Annotated in this window: 23 protein-coding genes; 15 read left to right on the top strand and 8 right to left on the bottom strand. The window is 66.5% G+C overall.

Annotated elements, in window-relative coordinates; all coding sequences use genetic code 11:
- Positions 1-45 precede the first annotated feature (45 nt).
- A complete protein-coding gene (locus tag ACNFJ7_RS15830) occupies positions 46-435 on the top strand; it encodes a hypothetical protein (RefSeq protein ID WP_019370796.1) in 390 nt (129 codons plus the stop codon).
- A gap of 41 nt (positions 436-476) precedes the next feature.
- On the opposite strand, the gene ACNFJ7_RS15825 is transcribed toward ACNFJ7_RS15830, so the two are convergent.
- From ACNFJ7_RS15825 to ACNFJ7_RS15810, 4 genes are all read right to left on the bottom strand, one after another.
- Positions 477-1,451: a quinone oxidoreductase family protein gene (locus tag ACNFJ7_RS15825; protein WP_019370795.1), complete on the bottom strand. Its 975-nt coding sequence runs from the start codon at positions 1,449-1,451 to the stop codon at positions 477-479.
- 17 nt (positions 1,452-1,468) lie between these two features.
- Entirely contained in the window at positions 1,469-3,241 is a 1,773-nt protein-coding gene (locus tag ACNFJ7_RS15820) for an SLC13 family permease (RefSeq protein ID WP_026009355.1), read from the bottom strand.
- Positions 3,242-3,297: 56 nt separating this feature from the next.
- Positions 3,298-4,566, bottom strand: a complete 1,269-nt coding sequence (locus ACNFJ7_RS15815) for a calcium-binding protein (protein WP_152997696.1) — start codon at positions 4,564-4,566, stop codon at positions 3,298-3,300.
- A gap of 95 nt (positions 4,567-4,661) precedes the next feature.
- Entirely contained in the window at positions 4,662-4,874 is a 213-nt protein-coding gene (locus ACNFJ7_RS15810; protein ID WP_019370792.1) for a hypothetical protein, read from the bottom strand.
- Positions 4,875-5,065: 191 nt separating this feature from the next.
- Here ACNFJ7_RS15810 and ACNFJ7_RS15805 point away from each other — a divergent pair, with 191 nt between their 5' ends.
- Entirely contained in the window at positions 5,066-5,200 is a 135-nt protein-coding gene (locus ACNFJ7_RS15805) for a hypothetical protein (RefSeq protein WP_019370791.1), read from the top strand.
- Positions 5,201-5,266: 66 nt separating this feature from the next.
- Positions 5,267-6,991 (top strand): DEAD/DEAH box helicase, encoded by a 1,725-nt coding sequence (locus tag ACNFJ7_RS15800; protein ID WP_019370790.1) that lies wholly within the window; start codon positions 5,267-5,269, stop codon positions 6,989-6,991.
- 45 nt (positions 6,992-7,036) lie between these two features.
- Here ACNFJ7_RS15800 and ACNFJ7_RS15795 read toward each other — a convergent pair whose 3' ends face one another.
- On the bottom strand, positions 7,037-8,419 hold the full coding sequence (locus ACNFJ7_RS15795) for an NAD-dependent succinate-semialdehyde dehydrogenase (RefSeq protein ID WP_019370789.1): 1,383 nt from the start codon (positions 8,417-8,419) through the stop codon (positions 7,037-7,039).
- A gap of 154 nt (positions 8,420-8,573) precedes the next feature.
- Here ACNFJ7_RS15795 and ACNFJ7_RS15790 point away from each other — a divergent pair, with 154 nt between their 5' ends.
- From ACNFJ7_RS15790 to ACNFJ7_RS15745, 10 genes are all read left to right on the top strand, one after another.
- On the top strand, positions 8,574-10,616 hold the full coding sequence (locus ACNFJ7_RS15790) for a S9 family peptidase (protein WP_019370788.1): 2,043 nt from the start codon (positions 8,574-8,576) through the stop codon (positions 10,614-10,616).
- A 53-nt stretch (positions 10,617-10,669) separates the two neighbouring features.
- A complete protein-coding gene (locus ACNFJ7_RS15785; RefSeq protein ID WP_010544449.1) occupies positions 10,670-10,915 on the top strand; it encodes an exodeoxyribonuclease VII small subunit in 246 nt (81 codons plus the stop codon).
- Positions 10,916-10,918: 3 nt separating this feature from the next.
- A complete protein-coding gene (locus tag ACNFJ7_RS15780; protein ID WP_019370787.1) occupies positions 10,919-11,827 on the top strand; it encodes a polyprenyl synthetase family protein in 909 nt (302 codons plus the stop codon).
- Positions 11,828-11,847: 20 nt separating this feature from the next.
- Complete coding sequence (gene coaD / locus ACNFJ7_RS15775) at positions 11,848-12,357, top strand: pantetheine-phosphate adenylyltransferase (RefSeq protein WP_019370786.1); 510 nt, start codon at positions 11,848-11,850, stop codon at positions 12,355-12,357.
- An 82-nt stretch (positions 12,358-12,439) separates the two neighbouring features.
- Positions 12,440-13,228 (top strand): peptidylprolyl isomerase, encoded by a 789-nt coding sequence (locus ACNFJ7_RS15770; protein ID WP_026009352.1) that lies wholly within the window; start codon positions 12,440-12,442, stop codon positions 13,226-13,228.
- A 13-nt stretch (positions 13,229-13,241) separates the two neighbouring features.
- Positions 13,242-14,273, top strand: coding sequence for a tRNA preQ1(34) S-adenosylmethionine ribosyltransferase-isomerase QueA (gene queA / locus ACNFJ7_RS15765; RefSeq protein ID WP_019370784.1), 1,032 nt, complete (start codon positions 13,242-13,244; stop codon positions 14,271-14,273).
- A gap of 76 nt (positions 14,274-14,349) precedes the next feature.
- On the top strand, positions 14,350-14,631 hold the full coding sequence (locus ACNFJ7_RS15760) for a DUF2809 domain-containing protein (RefSeq protein ID WP_050990208.1): 282 nt from the start codon (positions 14,350-14,352) through the stop codon (positions 14,629-14,631).
- A gap of 164 nt (positions 14,632-14,795) precedes the next feature.
- Positions 14,796-15,293: an EF-hand domain-containing protein gene (locus ACNFJ7_RS15755; RefSeq protein WP_019370783.1), complete on the top strand. Its 498-nt coding sequence runs from the start codon at positions 14,796-14,798 to the stop codon at positions 15,291-15,293.
- A 64-nt stretch (positions 15,294-15,357) separates the two neighbouring features.
- Positions 15,358-16,335 (top strand): cation diffusion facilitator family transporter, encoded by a 978-nt coding sequence (locus ACNFJ7_RS15750; RefSeq protein WP_019370782.1) that lies wholly within the window; start codon positions 15,358-15,360, stop codon positions 16,333-16,335.
- Entirely contained in the window at positions 16,328-16,993 is a 666-nt protein-coding gene (locus ACNFJ7_RS15745) for an HAD hydrolase-like protein (protein WP_037514040.1), read from the top strand. Before ACNFJ7_RS15750 ends, ACNFJ7_RS15745 begins: the two co-directional genes overlap by 8 nt.
- A 9-nt stretch (positions 16,994-17,002) precedes the next feature.
- Here the strand turns inward: ACNFJ7_RS15745 and ACNFJ7_RS15740 are convergent, their stop codons facing one another.
- Entirely contained in the window at positions 17,003-18,511 is a 1,509-nt protein-coding gene (locus ACNFJ7_RS15740; RefSeq protein WP_019370780.1) for an acetyl-CoA hydrolase/transferase family protein, read from the bottom strand.
- Positions 18,512-18,582: 71 nt separating this feature from the next.
- Complete coding sequence (locus tag ACNFJ7_RS15735) at positions 18,583-21,117, bottom strand: glycoside hydrolase family 9 protein (protein WP_026009350.1); 2,535 nt, start codon at positions 21,115-21,117, stop codon at positions 18,583-18,585.
- Positions 21,118-21,273: 156 nt separating this feature from the next.
- Between ACNFJ7_RS15735 and ACNFJ7_RS15730 the strand changes: the two genes are divergently transcribed.
- Positions 21,274-22,170, top strand: a complete 897-nt coding sequence (locus ACNFJ7_RS15730) for an iron-containing redox enzyme family protein (protein ID WP_019370778.1) — start codon at positions 21,274-21,276, stop codon at positions 22,168-22,170.
- A 31-nt stretch (positions 22,171-22,201) separates the two neighbouring features.
- The gene (locus tag ACNFJ7_RS15725; RefSeq protein WP_019370777.1) at positions 22,202-23,188 is read left to right on the top strand and encodes an SGNH/GDSL hydrolase family protein; all 987 of its coding nucleotides are present in this window, start codon (positions 22,202-22,204) and stop codon (positions 23,186-23,188) included.
- 14 nt (positions 23,189-23,202) lie between these two features.
- Here the strand turns inward: ACNFJ7_RS15725 and ACNFJ7_RS15720 are convergent, their stop codons facing one another.
- The gene (locus ACNFJ7_RS15720; protein WP_019370776.1) at positions 23,203-23,685 is read right to left on the bottom strand and encodes a winged helix-turn-helix transcriptional regulator; all 483 of its coding nucleotides are present in this window, start codon (positions 23,683-23,685) and stop codon (positions 23,203-23,205) included.
- Positions 23,686-23,725: the final 40 nt, after the last annotated feature.

The following is a 23,725-nucleotide window of genomic DNA, read 5'->3' as shown; positions in this document are numbered from 1 at the left end:
CGCCGTAGAGAGAGGCCGCAAAGAGTGCAACCGAGGGAACGTCGCTTGAACCTAGCCCGTATCGCCAAGCCATCCGTACCGCTGTTCGCGCTGCTGCTCGCCGCCTGTTCGGGCACGGTCCCAGCTGCCCGTCCGGCCCGGCCGCTGGCGGCATCGGAGGTGCCGGTGCCTCGACAGCCTGCCAATCTGTCGCCGGTGCGTGGACTCACCGTGCCGCAGCTGCTCGCCCGGTTCGGCCAGCCGCGGCTGGACGTAACCGAGGGCAAGGGGCGCAAGCTGCAGTTCGTCGGGCCAATTTGCGTGCTCGATACCTATCTGTATCCCCCCGAACGGGGCAGCGGAGAGGCATCGGTCACCTGGGTCGATGCCCGTCAGCGCGATGGCAGCCCCCTCGATCAGGCCAGCTGCGTTGCGGCCCTGACCAAGAGGAAATAACACCTCGCTCGCGGGAGGGACGCAGGCGGCGGCTGATCACCTCACGGCAATAGGATCGTCGATCCCGTCGTCTGCCCGCCCTCGATCGCGCGGTGTGCCTCCGCCGCATCCTGGATCGCGAAGCGCTGGCCGATCTCGGCCTTGATCGCGCCATTCTCCAGCATCTCGAACAGTCGCGCGGCGCCAGCAGCGCGCTCCTCGGGGGTCACATAATAGTCGAACAGCTTGGGCCGGGTAACGAACAGCGAACCATGCTGATTGAGCGCGGCGAGCTTCACGCCCTCCACCGAACCGCTGGCATTGCCATAGCTGATGATCAGCCCTCGCCGCGCCGCCGAGGCCAGCGAAGTCTCCCACGTCGCCTTGCCGATGCCGTCGAACACCACCCGCACGCCTTCGCCGCCGGTAATCTCGCGCACCCGCACCGCCACATCGTCCTGCCGCGAGAGCAGCACATGGTCGCAGCCGACCGCGCGCGCCTTTTCTACCTTGGCTTCATGGCCAACCGTGCCGATCACCGTCGCGCCGATCGCCTTGAGCCACGCGACGGCGATCTGGCCGACGCCCCCGGCGGCGCTATGGACGAGCACCGTCCAGCCCGGCTGCACTCTGGCGGCGCGCTCGACCATGAACTCGACCGTGCATCCTTTCAGCAGCACCGCGGCAGCGGTTTCGCTGTCGATGTTTTGCGGCAGCTTGAACAGGCTCTCGGCCTTGACGTTGCGCACCGTGGCGTAGGATCCGAGCGCCGGCCCGAACGTCGCCGCCCGATCGCCCACCGCAAAGCCGGTGACGCCCTCGCCCACCGCCTCGATCACACCCGCCCCCTCGACGCCGATGCCGGAGGGGAGCTCGGCCGGATAGACGCCGGTGCGGTGGTACACGTCGATGAAGTTCAGTCCCGCCGCCTCGGTCCGCAGTCGCACCTCGCCCGATTCGGGCGCGCGCACATCCACGTCGACCCATTGCAGCACCTCGGGTCCGCCGGTCTGCTCGAACCGCATCATCCGTTCCATCAAAAGTCCCTCGTTTCTCAGTGCACCGGCCACACGGCCATGATCAGCGGCGTGCCTACCAGCAGCACGAGCAGGGACAAGGGTGCCCCCAATCGCGCATAGTCCCCGAAACGATACCCGCCCGGCCCCATCACAAGCGTGTTGCACTGGTGGCCGATCGGCGTGAGGAAATCGCAGCCCGCGCCCACGGCGGTGGCCATCAGAAACGCCTCGGGCCGATAGCCGAGCTGGCCTGCGAAGGTCGCGGCGATCGGGGCCATCACCAGCACCGTCGCGGCGTTGTTGAGGAACGGCGTCACGGCCATCGCCGCCGCCAGGATCAGCGCTACCGCCCCCCACGGGGGCATGGTCGCGGCGAGATAGCCCAGATTGTCGCCGATCACCTTGCTGGCCCCCGTGGTGCGCAGCGAGTCGCTGACCGGGATGAGAGCGCCGAGCATCACCAGGATCGGCCATTCGATATGGTCATAGGCTTCGCGCACCGGCAGTGCACCGAGCAGGATGGTAAGCCCCGCCGCCGCGAAGAACGCGACAGCCACCGGCACATAGCCTGTTGCCGTCGCCGCCATCGCCACGCCCAGGATGGCCAGCGGCAACAGCCCTTTGCGGGCGCTGCCGAGCCGCAGCTCGCGCTGGGCGAGCGGCAGGCAGCCCAGTTCGCCCAGCCGCTCGAACAGCAGCGCCAGCGGGCCTTGCAGCACGATCACGTCGCCGGCGCGCAGCTCGATATCGCCGAGGCGTGCCGACAGGCGCTCACCCTGGCGCGATACTGCAATGAGGTTGACGCCGAACCGCTCGTGCAACCCCAGCCGCCCCGCAGTGCGACCGATCAGCGTGGAATCGGTGCCGATCACCGCCTCGATCACGCCGACTTCGCCGGTGCTGCCATCGGGCTGGGCGCGCTCCTGCCCCTCCAGCACCAAAGCGTCGGTGGCGATCACCCGCTCCAGATCATCGGGCGCGCCGGTCAGGATCAGCACGTCGTCGACGCGAAGACGGTTGTCCGGGAAAGGTGTGCTACGGATACCGCCGCGTAAGATGGTGGTGACGGCCACGGCTTGGTCGTGGCGCTCGCGAAACTCGGCGACCGTCTCGCCAACTGCCGCCGACCCTTCGGGCACGGCGGCTTCGGTCACATAATCCTCGATGTCCATCGCCTCGCCCAGCGTCGGCGCGGCGCGGCGGTCGCGCGGGATCAGCCGATAGGCGAAGCGCAGGAAGATGAGGCCGACCGCCGTCAGCCCCAGCCCCACCGGCGCATAATCGAACATGCCGAAAGGCTGGCCGGTCATTTCCTCGCGCACCCGGCTGACGATGATGTTGGGCGAAGTACCGATCAGCGTGATCAGCCCGCCAAGTAGCGAGGCGAACGCCATCGGCATCAAGAACGTGGCGGGCGAAGCCTTGGAGCGCTTCGCCATCTGGAACGCTACGGGCATCATGATCGCCAACGCGCCGATATTCTTCACCAGTGCCGAAGCGAAGCCGACGCTGGCGCTGAGCAGCAACAACTGCGAACGCACGCGCGTCACCCTGCGCTGGAGCAGCAGCATCGCCCGCTCGATCACACCCGAACGCTGCACGGCGGCGGAAAGGACGAGCGCCGAGCCGACGATGACGACGATATCGTCGGCGAAGCCGGTGAACGCCTCTTTCGGCTTCACCACCCCCACAGCCAAGGCAGCGAGCAGCGCCAGCACCGCCACCATGTCGTAGCGCAGCCTCCCCCAGATGAAGAGCAGCATCATCCCGGCCAGGACGATCAGGGAAAGAATTTGGGGATGGGTCACGCAAACCTCGAAGGCGAAGTCGGGCGGAAACTCGCCAGCTCCGCAAACGGGTCCGATCAGTTGATAAGTTCTACCAATATGGGATGATCTGGCACCGGAATATCGATTGCCAGCGCCGCACCGCGGCGCGCGACGGGCGCTGTGCCCGCTAGAGGATCGAAGATGTCGACCGCGACCGGCCTCGAGAGCCGCAGCGTCACCGGAACCGGCGCGGCGTTCAGCGGCCCGTCGAAGGACCAAAAGTCGACATCGTTCCACAAGGCCAGGATCAACCCGCCGCCCTGCTTACGTAGCAACAGCTTCCGAACCGACGCCGGAGCTGTGATCGCGTCGCGGGCCAGCGCCGCTGATCCCGGCCGGACTGCCGCTTGGTTCAACAGCAGTACCAGGTTGCGGATGGCGGTGGCCGCCGGCTTCGGGCTGTGATCGAACCGGAACACTCCGAACCGCATCTCCGGCTGGGTGTTGGCTGGATCCGGCTTTTCGTCGAGCAGTTCGTACACATAGGTGCGCGACACGCCGGCGCGGGCGGCGCAGAAATAGGCGGCGATTACGCTTTTCGCGTGCGTCGCCTCGTCCACGCCGAGCATGGTATAACCGTGCCACCAGGATTTGTTGGCAGGCCAGTCGCGCGGCAGGGTGAAGTTGCCGATCTCGGTGATCACCCGGGGCAGGGGCGCGGGCTGGACATATCCTTCGTCAAATGCCCGGTCGACAGCGCCGCACGGCTGGCGGCCGTTGTGCGGATAGGGATGCGCATTGGCGAAATCGGCGCGCTTGTTGATCCGGGCGACACGGGGCGCGCCGGTCATGTCGAACAGCGGAACGCCTTTCAGCAGCGGATCGGCGCGCACTGCGGCATACACCGCCTGCAGCGCCATCTGCGCGGCCGCAGGGCCCGTCTGGCCGGCATAGGTGACGGGCCAGTTGTTGATCTCGTTGAAGCCCTCGATGGCGGCGAGCGATCCGGGATTCGCCTGCACCAGGTCATGCAGGAATGTCTGGTAGAAGCCGTTCTCCACGTCTTCCCAGCGCAGGACCATGTCGAAGCGAATACCCTGCTGCGCCAGCGTGGTGAAATCGGCGGGCCGCACCGTGCCCCAACTGGCCGGTATTCCCTGCCGCACATGTACGATGCCCAGATGGCGCAGATCGGCGGCGACCTGCCCGGCATCGGCATAGGCCCCGTCCTTGTAGTTGATGTGGATGTTGATCCCCAACGAATCGACGAACGCCGCCAGGGGAATCGTCGTGGGCGTCTGCGCGTGCGCGGTTCCGATCCCCAGGCCTGCCAGCAAGGCCATCCTCAACAGCGCACGGATCACGCTTACGCCCTCCTGCCAGCACTACACGGCGAAGGACGCTGTAGCATGAAAAGCGAACGGATGCAGCATGCTGCAGATTGCAGCCGCTCGGCTGGCTAGTGAATGGTGCCCAGCGCACGGGGGACGGACAGGAGCATGACCAGCCGCTCGATCTGGCGCCAACGGCAGAAATGCACGTAATTCCCCAGGTCGCGACTCGCTTCGGCACGCGCCGCAGCCTCGCCACCAGCGGCTTCGCCGAACCGACGCAACAGATCCGCAGCGTCTGCCACTTCGTCCCGGTGACCGAGATAGGGATAGACGTCCATTCTAACTCCGTACACGACAGGCGCGAAGCCCGTGTCCTGTTCCGGATACGCCGATTTCCCTCCGCTTCGGTGGACGATGCTGGTGAACGGCGGCGAAACCAATGTGCCGGGCTGGCGTCGCGACGCAATGCATGGCAAAGGGGGCTATGCAATCAACGCCATCGCGTTCCCCAGTAGCCGGCGGCTTCCTGTTGACGGCGAGCATTCTAATCGGCGCGGTCGCCGGTGCGGTGCAGGGACAGGCGACGACGGGATTGCTGGCCGGACTGGTGGTGGGGCTTCTGCTCGCACTCGCCATCTGGCTGATCGATCGCGCGCGAGGATAGAGGGGCGCGCCTGCTTGTTGTTTGGGCTAGCGGTATACCGCGCGCAGCCCCATTTTTAGGGTTCTCATGTCGATTAACAATATTCCGCAGCGCCTTGCCGAGGCGCTCGAACAGCGTGGCTATTCCGCGCTGACGCCTGTTCAGTCTGCCGTTCTCGAAGCCGATGCAGCCGGCCGCGACCTGATCGTTTCCGCCCAGACGGGGTCCGGCAAGACGGTAGCGTTCGGCCTTGCGATGGCGCCGGAACTGCTGGCCGGCGCAGACATGCTGCCGCCGGCGGCCACCCCCCTGGCGCTGATCATCGCCCCGACGCGTGAACTTGCGCTGCAGGTGAGCCGGGAACTGATCTGGCTCTATGCGCCCGCCGGCGCTCGCATCGCCACCTGCGTCGGCGGCATGGACGCGTCGAAGGAACGCCGCACGCTCAACCATGGCGCACACATCGTCGTCGGCACGCCAGGGCGCCTCCGCGATCATCTCGAACGCGGCGCGCTCGACCTGTCGGCGTTGCGCGTGGCGGTCCTCGACGAGGCCGACGAGATGCTCGACATGGGCTTCCGCGAGGAACTGGAAGCAATTCTGGATGCCACGCCGGACGAGCGCCGTACGCTGCTCTTTTCGGCAACCATGCCGCGCCCGATCGTTGCGCTCGCCAAGCGCTACCAGCGTGACGCGTTCCAGATTACCACCAAGAGCGACGATCGCGGCCACGGCGATATCAGCTATCAGGCCGTCACCGTCGCGCCTGCCGATATCGAGCACGTCGTCATCAACCTGCTGCGCCTGCACGATGCCGAGACGGCAATCCTGTTCTGTGCGACCCGGGACAATGTCCGTCATCTCCATGCCAGCCTGATCGAGCGCGGCTTCGCAGCCGTTGCCCTATCGGGCGAACATTCGCAGTCGGAGCGAAACCACGCACTGCAGGCGTTGCGCGACCAGCGCGCGCGCGTCTGCGTCGCGACCGACGTGGCCGCGCGCGGCATCGATCTGCCGACGCTAACGCTGGTGGTGCATGTGGAATTGCCGCGCGACGCTGAAACGCTGCAGCATCGCTCGGGCCGCACCGGCCGCGCTGGCAAGAAAGGCACGGCCGTGCTGATCGTGCCCTATCCGCGCCGTCGCCGGGTGGAACAGATGCTTCGCGGCGCCCGTATCCCAGCCGAATGGATCGAAGCCCCGACCGCCGACGACGTGCGTGCGGCCGATCGCGCCCGGCTCATCGAAACTCTGCTCCAGCCGATCGAAACCGACGAGGAAGATCAGGCGCTGGCCGAGCGGCTGCTCGAAGCCAAGACGCCAGCCGAAATCGCGGCAGCACTGGTCCGCGCGCACCGCGCCGCACTGCCCGCCCCGGAGGAACTGATTGAAGCGACGCCGGAAGCCCGGCGCGCTGCCCAGCAGGAACGGCACCGCCCAGGCTTCGACGACACCGTTTGGTTCCGCATGGACATCGGTCGTCGCCAGAACGCCGACCCGCGCTGGCTGTTGCCGCTCATCTGCCGCCGCGGCCACATCACCCGCAACGAAGTGGGCGCGATCCGGATTTCGGCGAACGAAACCCACTTTCAGGTGCCGAGCCAGCTGGCCGCCAAGTTCGCCACCGCGGTCGAGAAGTTCGCTCGCACCGCCGGCGATGACGATGACGGTATCCGGATCGAACGGGCTACCGATGCGCCGCAACCGTCTGCACGCGCCGATGGGCCTGCTCGCCGTGGCCCGCCGCCGCATCGGAACGGCCCAAATGCGGGCCGTCCGCCGCAGCGCCGGGGTCCGCCCCGCGGCCGCTGATCCGACTGGGAGGGAAGGTCGCGGCCTTCCCTCCCGCTCATTGCGTCAATCGCCCGGCGTGTTGCCTCCGCCGAACATCACCGCCTTCAGGTTCATGAACTCGTGCAGCCCCCAAGGGCCGAGTTCCCGGCCATGACCGGAAAGCTTCACGCCCCCGAACGGCGCTTCGGGTACCGACGCGAGAAGCGAATTCACCGCCGTCATCCCCGCTTCGATGTCTTGGGCAAACCGCTCGATTTCACCCTCGTCCTGCGTCCATACCGACGAACCAAGGCCATAAGGCACATCGTTCGCTAGCGTGATCGCCGCGTCGATGTCAGGCACCTTGTACACCGCAGCGACTGGCCCGAAGATCTCCTCCTTAGCGACGTCGCTTTCCGGATCGAGATCGACGAGCACGCCCGGCGTCATCCAAGCACCCTGCCGCTCAATCTTGGTGCCGCCGGTCAGTAGCTTTGCGCCCGCGCCTCGTGCCTTGGCGACCTGCTCCAGAACGGTATCGCGCTGCTGCACGCTGGAGAGCGGCCCCATTGCCGTCGCCTTTTCCATGGGATCACCGATCTGCACCGCTTCCATGCCTGCGACGAACTTCTCCAAGAAGCTATCGTACACGTCGGCATGGACGATCATCCGCTTCGAGCAAATGCAACTCTGGCCCGCATTCTGCACCCGGGCTGTGACGGCTGTTTTCACGGCGGCATCGAGATCGGCCGAAGGCATGACGATGAATGGATCGGAACCGCCCAGTTCTAGGACAACCTTCTTGAGCGCCCGCCCCGCGGCCTCTGCCACCTTGGCCCCCGCGCCTTCGCTGCCAGTGAGTGTTACCGCCACGACCCGCTTGTCGGCGATGATGGCATCAACCTTGTTCGACTTGATCGCGAGGTTCTGGAACAGCCCCTCGGGCGCGCCCGCCTTCCGCGCCATATCTTCCATAGCCGCCGCGCAGCCCTGGACGCTCGAGGCGTGCTTGAGCAGTGCGACATTACCGGCAAGGATCGTCGGGGCCAAGAAGCGCACTGCCTGCCAGTACGGGAAATTCCACGGCATCACGGCGAGCACCGGCCCCAGCGGCAGCCAGCGCGCGACGGCATGGCCGGTCGGCGTCTTCACCTTAGTTGGTTCAAGATAGGCGGGACCATGCTGGGCATAATGGCGGAAGCCGGAGATACATTTCTCCACCTCGGCGATCGCCCCGGTGATGGTTTTGCCCATCTCGCGCACCGCCAGTTCGGCGAGGTACTGCTTGTTCGCGTCCCAGATATCAGCGATCTGGTTCAGCAGCGCAGTGCGCGTTTCGATCGGCGTCTGCCGCCATCGCCGGTACTCGGCCGCCGCGCGCGCTAGCGCCGCCTCGATGGCGGCATCGTCCAACTCGGCGACGCGCTCAACGGTTTCGCCCGTCGCGGGGTTGATGATTTCGAACATCCGCAAGTCTCCTTCGCTTCGCCCAACGCCGAGCTAGGCGCGTGGTGCCACCGCGGCAATCGACCTCGCGGCAAATCATTTTCGGTAGATCGCTTGCCAAACACACGACGCCCGAAGCACCTTACGCCCACGACATCCGGGGGATATCTCGAACATGCGCTTCATTACACTCGCGCTGCTTCTCAGCGCCGCAATGCCCATCGCCGCGGCCGCGCAGAACGGCCCTACCCGCCTGTTCACCGGCAGCGACTTGTTCGCGCTGGAGCAGGCGAGCGATCCACAGATCAGCCCGGACGGCAGCAAGATTGCCTATGTCCGCCAATCGGCTGACATCATGACCGATCGTACCCGCGGGGCAATCTGGCTGATAGATGTGAAGACCGGCGACCAGGCCCCCCTGGTCGCTGGCCCCGGTTCGCACAGCCAGCCGCGCTGGTCTCCCGACGGCACGCGCCTCGCCTATGTCTCCAGCGCCGAGGGTGGCGCGCCGCAGCTATTCGTCCGCTGGATCGCGACCGGTGCCACCGCCCGCATTACGGGCCTGCCGGACAGTCCACAGGCAATCACCTGGTCGCCCGACGGCAAGCAGATCGCCTATACCATGACCGTGCCCGGCGAAGGCATGAAGCTCGGCAGCCAGCCGCCCAAGCCCGAGGGTGCCAAATGGGCCGAGCCGCTGGAGATCATCGACCGCGTTACCTACCGCGCCGATGGCGGCGGCTATCTCAAGCCCGGCGCGGACCATATCTTCGTCGTTGCGGCGGATGGCGGCGCGCCGCGCCAGGTCACCTTCGGCAAGTCCGACGATGCCGGCCCGCTCGCCTGGTCGAACGACGGCCGCACGATCTTCTTCGGCAGCAATCGTCGCGAGGATTGGGAGCGCGAGCCCAATGACAGCGAAATCTACGCCGTCGACGTGATCTCCGGCACGCTGACCCCGCTGACCAAGCGCTACGGCCCCGATGCGGCACCGGTGCTTTCGCCCGACGGGGCTCGCATCGCCTATCTCGGCTTCGACGACACGCATCGCAGCTTCCAGAACACCCAGCTCTACGTGATGAACCGCGACGGCAGCGGCAGCCGGTCGCTCACCGCCGGGCTCGACAAGAGCATCGACGGCGCGGTGTGGGCCAAGGACGGCCGCAGCCTGTTCGTTTCCTATGACGATCACGGCCACAAGCTCGTCGCCCGCATCGGGCTCGACGGCAAGGCAACCACCGTCGCGACAGGCCTTGGCGGCGGCGGGCTCGACCGGCCCTATACCGGCGGCGACTTCTCGGTCTCCGCGGGCGGCACCATCGCCTATACCGGCGGCGATGCGCTGCACCCGGCCGATATCTATGTGAACGGCAAGCGCCTGACCCACCTCAACGACACCGTCCTCGCCGCCAAGACGCTTGCCCCGGTGACTCCGCTGGCGGTGACCGCGCCCGATGGCCGCACGATCGACGCCTGGCTGGTCACCCCGCCAGGCATGAAGCCCGGCACCCGCGTGCCGACCATCCTCGAGATCCATGGCGGCCCGCACACGGCCTATGGCCCCGGCTTCTCGACCGACTATCAGCTCTACGCCGCGCACGGCTATGCAGTGCTCTATGCCAATCCGCGCGGCAGCACGTCCTACGGCGAAGAATTCGCCGACCTGATCGACAAGAAGTACCCGGGTGACGATTATGGGGACCTGATGGCTGCGGTGGACGCGGCGGTCGCGGCGGGAGTCGCCGATCCGGACAATTTGTTCGTCACCGGCGGATCGGGCGGCGGCGTGCTCACCGCCTGGATCGTCGGCAAGAACGATCGCTTCAAGGCCGCCGCCACGCAGAAGCCGGTGATCAACTGGATCAGCGAGGCGCTGACCATGGACGCGACCGGCTTCACCTCGCGCTACTGGTTCGCCAAGCAGCCCTGGGAGGATCCGATGAGCTATTGGAACCGCTCGCCGCTCAGCCTGGTCGGCAACGTCAGGACCCCGACGCTCGTCGTCGTCGGCAGCGAGGACTATCGCACGCCGGTCAGCGAATCGGAGCAATATTATGCCGCGCTCCAGATCCGCGGCGTGCCGACCGCGCTGGTGAAGGTGCCGGGCGCCAGCCATGGCGGATTCACCGCACGACCGAGCCAGTCGGCGGCCAAGGCGGCGGCCATTCTCGCCTGGTTCGATCGCTATCGCACGCCAGCCAAGCCCGCCGGCCAGTAAATTGCTGTGGGGCCCGGTTGCCATCGGGCCCCGCCCTGCCGCATAGCGTCACCATGGCGGAACAAGCGGACATCACGGCCCTCTCCTTCGAAGAGGCGCTGAAGGAACTCGAGAAGATCGTGAGCCGGCTGGAGAGCGGCGAAGCGGCCCTGCAGGAGGCGATCGACCTCTATGAGCGCGGCGACCAGCTGCGCCGGCAATGCGCCGCGCGGCTCGATGCGGCGCAGGCCCGGATCGAAGCGATCCGCACCGATGCCGACGGCCGCGCCGCCGGCACCACGCCCTTCGCAGCGGGCTGAGGCGTGGCGAGCGTGACCCATGCTTCGCTCGCGCTCGAATCGGCACTGCGCCAGGTGGCGGCCGAGATCGATGCGCAGTTCGATCGGCTGCTGGAAGTGCCCGACGATCCCCGGGCGGACCTCTATCGGGCGATGCGGCACGCGGCGATCGGCGGCGGCAAGCGGCTGCGCCCGCTACTGGTGTTCGCCACCGCCCAGCTTTTCGCTGTCGACAAGAGCTGCGCCGCCCGCGTCGCGACCGCGCTCGAATGCATCCACGTCTATTCGCTGATCCATGACGATCTGCCCGCAATGGACGATGACGACATGCGCCGGGGCAAGCCGACGGTGCACAAGGCGTTCGACGAGGCCACCGCCATCTTGGCGGGCGATTGCCTTCACGACCTGGCGTTCGAGCTGCTGGCGCACGAAGCGACGCACCCCGACCCCTTCGTCCGGGTCGATCTGATTTCCGAACTCGCGCGCGCTTCCGGCCCCTCCGGCATGGCGGGCGGCCAGATGATGGATCTGGAAGCGGAAAAGGCGAGCTTCGATCTCGCCACCGTCACCCGGCTCCAGGCGATGAAGACCGGGGCGCTGATCAGCTGTGCCGTCGAATGTGCCGCGATCCTGGGCCGCGTCGCGCCCGAAGGCCGCACCGGCCTTCGAGGCTATGCCCGCGATATCGGCCTCGCCTTCCAGATCGTCGACGATATCCTCGATGCGGAAGGCGACGAGGCGCTGGTCGGCAAGAAGTTGGGCAAGGACGGAGACGCCGGCAAGGAAACGTTCCTGTCGCTGCTCGGCATCGATCGCGCGCGCGAACAGGCACGGATGCTGGTCGATCAGGCGATCACCCATCTCCACGCCTACGGCCCCGAAGCCGATCTGCTGCGCGACATTGCCCGGTTCACCTTGGAACGCGATCGCTAAGCCCGGGGAGGGCTCCATCCATGCATACCCGTATCGGCGTTTATCCCGGCACGTTCGATCCGATCACGCGCGGCCACATGGACATCATCCGGCGCGGCGCGAAGCTCGTCGATCGGCTGGTGATAGGCGTGACGACCAATCCCTCCAAATCGCCCCTGTTCACGGTGGAGGAACGGATGGCGATGGTCGAGCGCGAGGTAGAGGGCACTGCCGGCGACGTCACCGTCGTCAGCTTTGATTCGCTTTTGATGGACTTTGCGGAGCGGGAGCGCGCGAGCGTGATCATCCGCGGGCTGCGCGCCGTCGCCGATTTCGAATACGAATATCAGATGGCTGGCATGAACCAGCAGATCAACGATCGCATCGAGACGGTTTTCCTGATGGCGGACGTATCGCTCCAGCCGATCGCCAGCCGGCTGGTCAAGGAAATCGCGCTCTATGGCGGCCCGATCCATCGTTTCGTCACGCCTTCGGTCGAAGCCGATGTCGTCGCCCGGATCGACCAGATCGGCCGCAAGGGCAGCCGCTGATCGCAGCGTTTCGCGCCGGGCTTTGCGGCGCCCGGCGATTGGGTTAGAGCCGCGCCTTCATCTAGAGCGAGTGGGAAGTTCAATGCGTTTCCTAGCCACATTGGCCGCCATGGCTGCCACGCTGTTTGCCGTACCGGCATTGGCCCAGGGTGGCGGGAAGCCGCAGCCGGTGATCGAGCCGTTTCGTGGCGTGAATGCCGATGCCGCCGCCCGGCCCTCCGTGCTGGTGCAGGCCGATCCCGAGAACACCTGGGTTCTCGATCTTTCCACCGGCGGCCGCGTGCTGATCCGGCTTCGCCCGGACGTGGCGCCGAAGATGGTCGAGCGGATCAAGACGCTCACGCGCCGTCATTTCTACGACGGCCTCACCTTCCACCGCGTCGTCGACGATCCCTATAATATCGCGCAGGGCGGCGATCCCAAGGGCGACGGCACGGGCGATTCGGATCTGCCCAACGTGCCCGCCGAATTCAGCTCGCTGCCGCACGTCCGCGGCAGCGTTTCGGCTGCGCGGCGCGGTGCGCCGGACAACGCCACGCCCGAGCAGAAGACCGAAGCGGAGAACAGCGCCAACAGCCAGTTCTTCATCATGATGCAGCCAAAGCTGGCCTTCGACCATGACTATACCGTGTTCGGCCGCGTCATCTCCGGCATGGAATGGGTCGACAAGATCCAGCGCGGCGAGCCGCCGCAGAACCCCACGGTGATCGTCCACGCCTATATCCAATCGGACAATCCCCCGCCCTATCAGCCGCTCGCCCCCACCGCCCCGGCAGCAGCCGCGCCGATGCTGCTGCCCGAGACGCCCGCCAAGCCGCCGGTGAAGAAGCCGGTACCGGCCGCGAAGAAGCCGGCGCCGAAGAAGAAGTGATCGCGCCAGCGCCGTGAACGTCGACCTTTTCGATTTTGAACTGCCGAACGAGCGGATCGCCCTTCGGCCCGCCTCACCCCGCGATTCCGCTCGTCTGCTCGTGCTGGACGGGATGGAGACGCGCGATGCGATCGTCGGCGATCTCGCCGGGCAGCTTCGACCCGGGGATTGCCTGGTGTTTAACGACACGCGCGTCATCCCGGCCCAGCTGGAAGGGACGCGTGGGGAGGCGCGGATCGGCGCAACGCTCCACAAGCGCGAAGGCCCGCGCCGCTGGCGTGCCTTTATTCGCAACGCGAAGCGGCTGCGCGACGGCGACGCCATCGACTTCGGGCCGGGCGCGGTCGCCATCGCCTCCGAGCGCGTCGAGGATGGCAGCTTCGCACTCGATTTCCAGGGCGACGAGCCGGTCGAGCTGCTGCTCGAACGCTGCGGCCGTATGCCCTTGCCGCCCTATATCGCCTCCAAGCGCCCGACCGACGCGCGCGATGCCGAGGACTATCAGACGATGTTCGCGGCAGAGCCAGGCGCCGTCGCCGCCCCCACCGCCGCGCTGCATTTCACGCCAGCCTTGATGGCCTCGCTGGAGGCGGCGGGGATCGGCCACACCACTCTTACGCTGCATGTCGGCGCCGGCACCTTCCTGCCGGTGAAGGCGGAGGACACCGCCGACCACAAAATGCATGCAGAATGGGGCCGGATCACACCCGAGGTGGCGGATCGCCTCAATGCCGTGCGCGCCGCCGGCAATCGCATCATCGCTGTCGGCACCACCAGCCTGCGCCTGCTCGAAAGCGCTGCCGACGACGATCGCGTGATCCGGGCCTTCGAAGGCGACACCGCGATCTTCATCACCCCCGGCTACCGCTTCAAGGGCGTCGACGGGCTGGTCACCAACTTCCACCTGCCGCGCTCGACGCTGTTCATGCTGGTATCCGCGTTGATGGGGCTGGATCGCATGCAGGCGGCCTATGCGCACGCCATCGCAAACGGCTATCGCTTCTACAGCTACGGCGATTCCAGCCTGCTGCTGCCCGGCCGGTAACGCGGGGGGCCGTTCGCTGCCGTCCGCTCCGCGCCCTTGGGTCCAAATACGCTGGGGTTACGCGCTGGCGGCGGTCGTGCTGTTCGCCGTTGAAGCGGCCATCGCGCTCTGGTTGCACGATCCGGTCATCCGCCCCTATGCGGGGGACAGCCTGGCAGTGGTGCTCGTCTATCTGGCACTGCGCGCAACCACCACGATCCGCCCCGGCCGCGCTATCTTGGCGGCAACCCTGCTCGCGTTCGCGATCGAGATTTCGCAGTATTTTCATCTGGTACGGCATCTCGGCCTAGGCAGCTCGCCGCTGCCCGCGCGCTTCTGGGCACCGGATTCGACTGGAAGGATTTCGCGGCCTATCTGATCGGCGCCGCTGCCGTTGTCGTGCTGGAGCAAGGTTCGCGGCGTGCGGGATCGGTTTGTGCAGCGGCCAGCAGCTGACGCATCTATGCGCTAGCCCGAGAATGCGGCTATCGAGAGCGCTCCGGACCAGTTTCTCCCTGCTGCCCGGCCGATGACGAGGGTTTGATGCGCCTGTTCCTGTTGCTTGCCGCCTGCACCTTTCCCTTTCACGCTTTTGCGCAGGACCGGGCTGCGCCGCCGACGCCAATCGCCCCCGGTGCGCCTACGCCGCAGCCCCAGGCAACGGTGATCGCCGAACCCATCGCGCTGCTGATAGCCGGCTTCGATGCGGATGGCGACGCACGCGTCACCCGCGTCGAGTTCGACACGGGCCTCAAGCGCAGCTTCGACAGCGCCGATGCCGCCCATGCCGGCAGCCTCGGCTATATCGCCTATTCGGACTGGTCGCTGCGTTGGATGGGCGACCGCAACACGCTGCCCAGCCCGTTCGAGCTGGATCGCGACGGGGACAACCGGATCAGCTGGGCCGAGTTCCAGGCGCGATTCGATGCGATCTACGCCCGATTCGACAGAAACAAGGATGGCGCCATAGAGCGCAGCGAGCTGGTGACGATCCGGCCGCCGGCATTCAATCCCATGAATGGCAAGCGCGGCCGTCGATGAACGCGCCTCCGTTCGGCACAAGGGGCTGGCATCCCGGGATGCCCGCCCGCTAGGATCGTTACGCATGTCCGGGGATCATTCACACGCACGCCATCATGGCCATGGTCACGATCATGGCCATGCGCACGGCCATGGCCATCATCACGGCCATAGCCATGCTCCCGCCGATTTCGGCCGCGCCTTCGCCATCGGCACGGCGCTCAACATCGGCTTCGTGCTGATCGAAGGCGGCGCCGGCCTGTGGACCGGATCGATGGCGCTGCTCGCTGATGCGGGACACAATCTTTCGGACGTGCTCGGCCTGCTCATCGCCTGGGTCGGCGCGGAACTGGGCAAGCGCCCTGCCACCCGCCGCTTCACCTATGGCCTGGGTGCGTCCTCGATCCTTGCCGCGCTGGCCAATGCGCTGCTGCTGCTGCTCGCCGTGGGCGCGATCCTGCTCGAGGCGATTCAGCGCCTGGCCGATCCGCCCGCCGTCGCGCCGATGCCGGTGATGCTCGTCGCCGGGACAGGAATCCTCGTGAACCTGGGCACCGCCCTGCTGTTCGCCCGCGGGCGGGAGCACGACATCAACATCCGCGGCGCCTATCTCCACATGGCTGCCGATGCGGCGGTGTCGGTGGCGGTGGTGCTCGCCGGCGCGCTGATCTGGTGGACCGGGCTGCGCTGGATCGATCCGGCGATCAGCCTGCTGGTGGTGCTGGTCATCCTGGTCGGCACCTGGGGGCTGCTGCGCGAATCGCTGACGATGGTGCTGCAGGCGGTGCCCGACCGCATCGATCTAGAAGCCGTGGAAACGACGCTGCTCGGCCAGCCCGGCGTCACCCGCGTCCACGATCTTCATGTCTGGCCGATGAGTACCACGGAAGCTGCGCTCACCGCGCATCTGGTGATGCCCGCCGGTCATCCGGGGGACGCTTTCCTGATGGATCTGCAGCAACGTCTCGCACAGGATTTCCGGATCGATCACTGTACGATACAAATCGAACTGGGCGACGGGGCGGAGTGCCGGATGCATGGAACTGGTGGCAGACATGGCTGAACGGGGTGTCGCGACATCCCAGCCCCTGGATCTCGTCATTTTCGATTTCGACGGTACCCTGTCCGACAGCGGTGACTGGTTCGTCTCGGTCGCCAACGATCTCGCCGAACGCTTCCGCTTCCGCAAGATCGCGCCGGATGAAGTGGAGCTGCTCCGCCGCAAGAGTTCGCGCGAGGTGATCGAATTCCTTGGCATTGCGCGCTGGAAGATGCCGTGGATCGCGCGCTACGTCCGCAAGCTAGTCAGCCGCGAGGCCCATCGGATCGAACTGTTTCCCGGCACGCCGAACCTGCTGGAGCGGCTGGTCGAAACCGGCGTAAAGCTGGCGCTCGTCACGTCCAATTCCGAAGCCAATGCCCGCAAGATCCTGGGGCCCCAGCATGCGGCACAGATCCATTGCTATGCCTGCGGCTCCTCGCTGTTCGGCAAGGCACCCAAGTTTCGCCGGGTGCTGCGCAAGATGGGCGTCGCGCCGAACGCAGCACTGGCGATCGGCGACGAGACCCGCGACGTCGATGCCGCGCGCGAAGTGGGGATGCGCGCCGGATCGGTTCTATGGGGCTATGCCGCGGAGGATCTGCTGCGCGGCATGTCTCCCGACGCGCTGTTCCGCACGCCGGAAGACATCCTCGCCTATGTCAGCCGCCACCGCGGCTGAATCCCGCGCTCAGCCCTGCATCGTCCCCGTTTGCACGAAGCGCTGGTGCCAGGCGAAGGCTTCGCCCGGCAGCATGGGGGTCTGCTTGCCATAGCTGCCCGCCAGCGCGCGCTCATAATAGTCGCGCAGCATCGGCTTGTAGCTGGGGTGGGCGCAGCGTTCGATCACCTGCTCGGCGCGCTTGCGGGGCGCGAGGCCGCGCAGATCGGCCAGGCCCTGCTCGGTCACCACAATCTGCACGTCCTGCGCGATGTGATCGACATGGGCAACGTGCGGCACGATCGCCGAGATCGCACCGCCCTTCGCGGTCGAGGGCGACATGAAGATCGAGATATAGGCATTGCGCGCGAAGTCGCCCGATCCGCCGATGCCGTTCTGGATGCGCGAACCCATGATGTGGGTGGAATTGACGTTGCCGTACAGATCCGCCTCGATCATCCCGTTCATCGCCAGGCAGCCAAGGCGACGCACCACCTCCGGATGGTTGCTGATCTCCTGCGAGCGCAGCAGGATCCGATCGCGGAAGCAATCGAGATCCTGGTTCAGCCGTTCGGCGGCGGTGGGGCTCAGCGAGAAGGCGGTGCAGCTCGCCATGCGCAGCTTGCCGGCGGCGAGCAGGTCGAGCATCCCGTCCTGCAGCACCTCGGTATAGGCGGTGAGGTTCTCGAACGGCGCGGTCAGCAGCCCGGCGAGCACCGCATTGGCGATGTTGCCCACGCCCGATTGCAGCGGCAGCAGCGACGGCGGCAACCGGCCCTTGCCGACTTCGTGGCGGAAGAACTCGATCAGGTGCTGCGCGATGGCAAGCGCGCTGGAATCGGGTGCGGCGAAGGGCAGGTTGCGATCGGGGGCGTTGGTCTCGACCACCGCGATCACCTTGTGCGGATCGCAGCGCAGCGTCGGCTGGCCGATGCGCTGATCGGGGGCCGTGAGCGGGATCGGCACGCGGTTGGGCGGCAGCGCAGTCCCGTAATAGATGTCGTGCATCCCCTCCAGCGCCGGGTTCTGCCAGCTGTTGACCTCCAGGATCACGCGCTTGGCGACATCGAGCCAGGTCTTGTTGTTGCCGACCGAGGTGGAGGGGATCAGCGAGCCGTCTTCGCGAATACCGGCAACCTCAATCACCGCGACGTCCAGCGGCCCGAGAAATCCCTCCCAGGCGAGCGGCGCCACCTGGCTCAAGTGCAGATCGACATAGTCCATCTCGCCGGCGTTGATCTTCTCGCGGGCGATGGGATCGGAATTATAGGGCAGCCGCGCCGAGATGCCGTCGACGCGGGCGAGCGCGCCGTCCAGCTCCGGGCCGGTCGACGCGCCGGTCCACACTTTCAGCCGCATCGGCTTGCCGGCGGCATGTTCCGCCTCGATCTGCGCGGCGAGCGCGGTCGGCACCGCCTTGGGATAGCCGGAACCGGTAAAGCCGCTCATCCCCACGGTCATGCCATTGGCGATGAACGAGGCGGCGTGCTCGGCGGTGGTGACCTTGGCGGCGAGTCCGGGGTGAGCGATACGGGACATGAAACCTCTTAAGGGCTGCGACGCGCGTGGCGATGCAGCCCTATCGAGGCGCGTGCAATTGTTGCAATTACCTACTTGGGCTGGGCGGATGCACCCGGCGCACGCGTTTTCAGCAGGTCGTTCGCGGCCTGGACGAGCGCGATATAGATCGGCCCCATGTTGATGACATATTCGTTCTCGCCCCAGAAATAGGGCCAGCTTTCGCTGTTCTCCGGAAAGTCGGGCTTCAGGATCAACGCGCCCGGCACCACGCCGCCGGCAAGAAAGCTGAAATCGGCGCGGTTGCTGCCATAGGCGACTTCCTTGGAAACGGTGCCGACGCCCGAAACGAACGAGATGTCCGAACCCGGATGGGTGCCGTAGAGATAATCGAGCGCCCGGAAGACGAGGCTGCCGTCGCTGATCTCCGGGAACGCCTTGTGGACGGCATAGTCGGCAAGGCCGGTCTCGATCACCGCACCATTGCCCGCCCAGCCGCCGGTGGTGATCGGCACGCCGTACGGGTTCTCGGGCTTGAACGAGGCCTTCCAAGTCCGCGCCGCGGCGGCGACCGCATCACGATAGCTCGCCGGCATGAAAGGTAGCGCCTGGGTCGCGCTCTGGGCGAAGAAGGCGAAGCGCGGAGCAATTTGCGGCCAGAGCGCCTGCACCTGCGCGGCATAGGCCGGATCGCGGGTGGTGACCAACAGCTCCACCGCCGCGTCGAACTGTTCGCCGGGCAGCCAATTGCCGGTGGTGTTGCCATGGCTGTAGGTGAAGGGTGCGTGGCTTTGCTCTTCGGCCCACACCTTTTTGGCGAGGTTGAGCGCCTTGTCGGCCAGCGCATCGTTATGCCCCCGCAGCGCTCGGCTGGCGGCGGCGAGCGCGGCGACGCTGCCATAATCGAGCGCGCTGGCGCGGGTGGTGAACACCCAGCGATCGTCGGGCGTGCCGCTGCGGCCGCCCTTGCGCTCGCCGAACTTCAGCGACGGATCATAGATCAGCCCATCGGTCTTCGACGCCGCGTCACCGAGATGGGTGTACTGCGCGACATCGGGCTCGACCACGCCGTGCACCGCATGGCCCACCGCATCGTACATCGAGGCGAGGTAGAGCACGCCATGCTCGATCTGCTGCTGCACATCGGCCTTGCCGTCCGGCACATGCATCTCGACGCGGCGGAGATCGTGATCGACCAGCGTCTGATCGCGCGTCACCTGATGGCGCTCCCAAATCTCGGCGAGCTGGCGCACCACCGCATATTGGGTCTGGGTACGGATGTCGAAATCGCCGGCGTCGAGCCAGCCGCCGACATCGAGCCCCGGAACATGCTCGCCCGGCTTGAAGCGCGTGTCGGTGGTCGGCCCCTGACGATAGAGATCGATGTGCTCGTGATTGACCGGGGCCTGGCGGGCATCGTCGCGATGGCTGTCGCCATGCCACACGCGGTACGCCTCGTTGACCAGCATATGGTCCATCGCGATAGGCATGTACACGTCGAGCGTCGGCTGCCACGCGGTGGCATAGACGTCGTCGCCGATGCGGAAGCTGGCGGTGCGCACCCCGGCATAATCGATCTGGTATAGGCCGGGCGTACGAACGGCCGAGAAATCGAACTGGCGATAGGCGTAGCGGAGATACTTGCCCCACGGCTTGGCGGCGGCGGTCAGCACCGGCGTCGCGCTGCCGTCGGCGCCAATGCGCAGCAACCGGGCGGTGGCGGGCGGTGCCTTCATCGCGGGATCGAGCTCGATCACAGCCGTCTTGGCCTGGCCGGGTGCATAGCCCACCTGCGAATGGCCGATCACCGGCGCCCGAGTCCAGCCCGGCACGGCGTTGGGAGTCAGCGTCCATTCCAGCACGCGGCCGGTCTTGTCGGAGGGGAGCACGCCCCGCACCACGAACCAGCCATTCTGCGCCTGGGCACGCCCGTCATACAGGCCGATAGGCCCGGTCGCGGATCGGATGGTCACCCGGCGCCCGGCATCTTCGGGCGCGAGCACCAGCGTGCTGCCGGTCGCGAACGGCAGCGGCTCGGCACCTGGACCAAAGTCACGGCCGCTGGCGGCATTGCGTTCGCCGCCGGCCACCATGTCGCTCGCGGGATAGAGGGGGAAGGTCTGTGCCTTGCCATCGGCCAGCACGCTCTTGTGGAAATAGGCGGCGGGCAGGAATTCCAGGTTGAACCCCGCCTTGCCGGCCAGCGCCGCCGGCAGCGGCTGATCCAGCAGCACGGCGATCGTGACGCTCTCGCCCTTGCGCTCGGCGCGGATGCGGTACTGGAACTTGTAGTCGGGATATTCGAGCAGCGCCTCGATCGCCCCGCTCTTTGGATCCACCGTCCGCTTCACCATCCGCCCGATCGCGTCCCACTGGCCCGGCGTTGCGGACAAGCGGACATCGCCGTTGGTGGCGGTACGCTCGCCCTGATGGATGATTTCCACGCCGCTGATCTTCGAATCGGCGAACAGCCCGTCATACCAGTTGGAGAAGACCAGCACGTTTACGCCGGGCGCTTCGAAATAGCCGCTGTCATTCAGCATAAGGGCAGGCTTCGTCTGCGCCCCGGCGGGCGCGGAGACAAGCGTGGTGGTGGCGAGCAGCGCCGCCAAGGCCATGGCTTTCATGCAATTTCCTCCCCGATTGCGGATAGGCTCCGCGTTGTTCGCGTTATCGCTAACATGGCCAGCTGACGACTGCCAGATGGTTGATCCAGCTAATTGGATCGGAACTCCGCCAAGTGACCGATAGTTGAAGCGGCCAAGCAGGAGAGAGTTTTCCCCATGGCCACCCTCGCGCGCGAATTTGCGCAGCCCCTTCGTTCGCAGTTTCTGACCGACAGCTTCCAGCGTGGTCTCGCGCACTGGAATCGGGAGCGGCTCGAACCCGGCTTCCCGTCCCACGACTGGCAGCGGCTGTTCGAGCGTGACGTTCGCATGGAGCGGCTGCAGGGCGCGTTCCTTGAGGAACTGCGCGCCGAGGTCGCCGACGAGGCGGCCGCCGCGCCGACCGATGCCGATGGCTTTATCGCCTGGTTCGAAGAGCTGAAAGCGACCGGTCCAGGCCAGGGCGATCCGCTCTTCCCCTGGCTGGCCGAGCAGGCGGATCGAGATCAGCTTCGATGGTTCTTCGAACAGGAAGCCGCCGGAGAAGCCGGATTCGACGACCTGGTGGCGATGACGCAAGTCAAGCTGCCGACGCGCCCCAAGCTCGAACTCGCCCGCAATTATTGGGACGAGATGGGCCATGGCACCGAGAAGGGCATGCATGGACCGATGCTAGACGCGTTGGTCGAGACGCTGGCCGTCACACCGGTGATCGAGAATACCGTGTGGGAGAGCCTCTGCCTTGCCAATGCGATGACGGCAATGGCGAGCAGCCGCCGCTATGCCTGGCATTCGGTGGGCGCACTGGGCGTAATCGAGCTGACAGCCCCCGGCCGCTCGGCAGCGACGGCGGAAGGGCTGAAGCGCGTGGGGCTGAGCCCAAAGGAAGCGCGCTACTTCACACTGCACGCCGTGCTCGACATCAAGCACAGCGAGGACTGGAATCGCGAGGCGATCCGTCCGGCTGTGGAAGAGGATCCCCGCCGCGCGACGGCGATGGCCGAAGGCGCGCTGATCCGCCTACGCTGCGGCGCGCGCTGCTTCGAGGCGTATCGCGAGCGGCTCTGGGGCTGACGCGGCCCCGACCACAAGCTAGACGCGAGGCATGTTGAAGCCTGTCCTCGCCGCGGCCCTGCTGCTCGCGCCCGCTGAAACCGCCGTACCGCTGCATAGCGGCGGACGGGTGACGACCGATGGCCGGTTCGGCTGGCCAGGCGTCTATTTCGAGGGGCGTTTCCGCGGCACCTCCGTCACCGTCGCGGTCGAGGCAGGCGAGGATCATCTCGGCATCCTCGTCGACGGCGTGGAGCGGGCGATCTTGACGCGGCCGGGTCTTGCCCGGCTGCACTTCGCCGGGCTGGCGGATGGCCCGCATGTCGTGCGCGTCGAGAAGCGAACCGAAAGCCAGAGCGGCGGCAGCCGCATGGTCGGCATCTTCACCGACGGCACTCCCCTGCCGCCCGCACCGCGTAGTCGGCAGATCGAGTTTATCGGCGATTCGCACAGCGTCGGCTATGGCGACACCGCGACGGTCCGGAGCTGTCCCGGCACGATGGTGCACGATAGCACCAACACGCAACTTGCCTTCGGGCCGCTGCTGGCGAGGAAACTCGACGCCGATTATCGCGTCATCGCCTTTTCGGGTGAAGGCATGGTGCGCAACTATAATGGCGGCAAGCCGGGTGAAAACCTGCCCCTGCTCTATCCGCGCGCGCTTCCTGGGGCCCCGGCGGCGGCGGCGCAGGACGCGGCGTGGCGCCCACAGCATATCGTCATCAACCTGGGCACCAACGATTTCTCCACCCCGCTCCACCCCGGCGAGGCATGGAAGGACGAGGCGGCGCTGCGGGCGGCGTATCGCGCCAGCTACATCGCCTTTGTGCGGGCACTGAAAGCCCAGCAGCCGCAGGCGAAGATCCTGCTGATGGGCGCGGCGAGCTTCGTCGCGGATGTTCGCGCGGTTGCGAGCGAAACCGGTGCACGCGTGGTCGAGGTTCCAACCCTGGAGCTCACCGCGTGCGACTATCATCCGTCGCTTAAGGACCAGCAGCGGATGGCTGACCTGGTGGAACGACAAATCGCCCCGGACTGAGCGGCGACCGCACGCTATTCGGCGGCGAGCGCGGGCGATATCTCCTCGGGCAACGCCCATACCAGGTCGCCGCGACCGAGCACGCGCCCGTCATGCGCCTGCACCGTCACCGGCGCGATCGGCTGGCGGTCGCGCGCATCGACCAGGATCGGCGAGGCGGGCACGCCGGTTTCCCAGCGCTCGCCCCATTGGCGCAGCGCGATCATCGTCGGCAGCAGCGCATGGCCCTTTTCGGTCAGGCGATATTCCACCTTGCGCCGATCGTCGTCGCAGGGCTCGCGCACCAGAATGCCGTGCTCGACCAGCCGAGCCAGCCGGTTGGCGAGGATATTGCGCGCAATCCCCAGACCGGAATGAAATTCCTCGAAATGGCGGATGCCGTTGAACGCGCCGCGCAGGATCAGGAACGACCAGCGCTCGCCCACCGCCTCCAGCGCGGCCGGCAGGCTGCAGGTGGGCGGCAGCGTGCAGGGCGGGAGGGGAACGGCATACTCCATTCGACTACTCTATCGCATAATCCAGCCAAGCGAAACCGGC

The organism is Sphingomonas sp. HT-1 (assembly GCF_048568905.1).
In the GTDB taxonomy this organism is placed as follows: Bacteria; Pseudomonadota; Alphaproteobacteria; order Sphingomonadales; family Sphingomonadaceae; genus Sphingomonas.
Note: the sequence above shows the minus strand (reverse complement) of the source record. Positions and strands in the feature narration are given on the sequence as shown.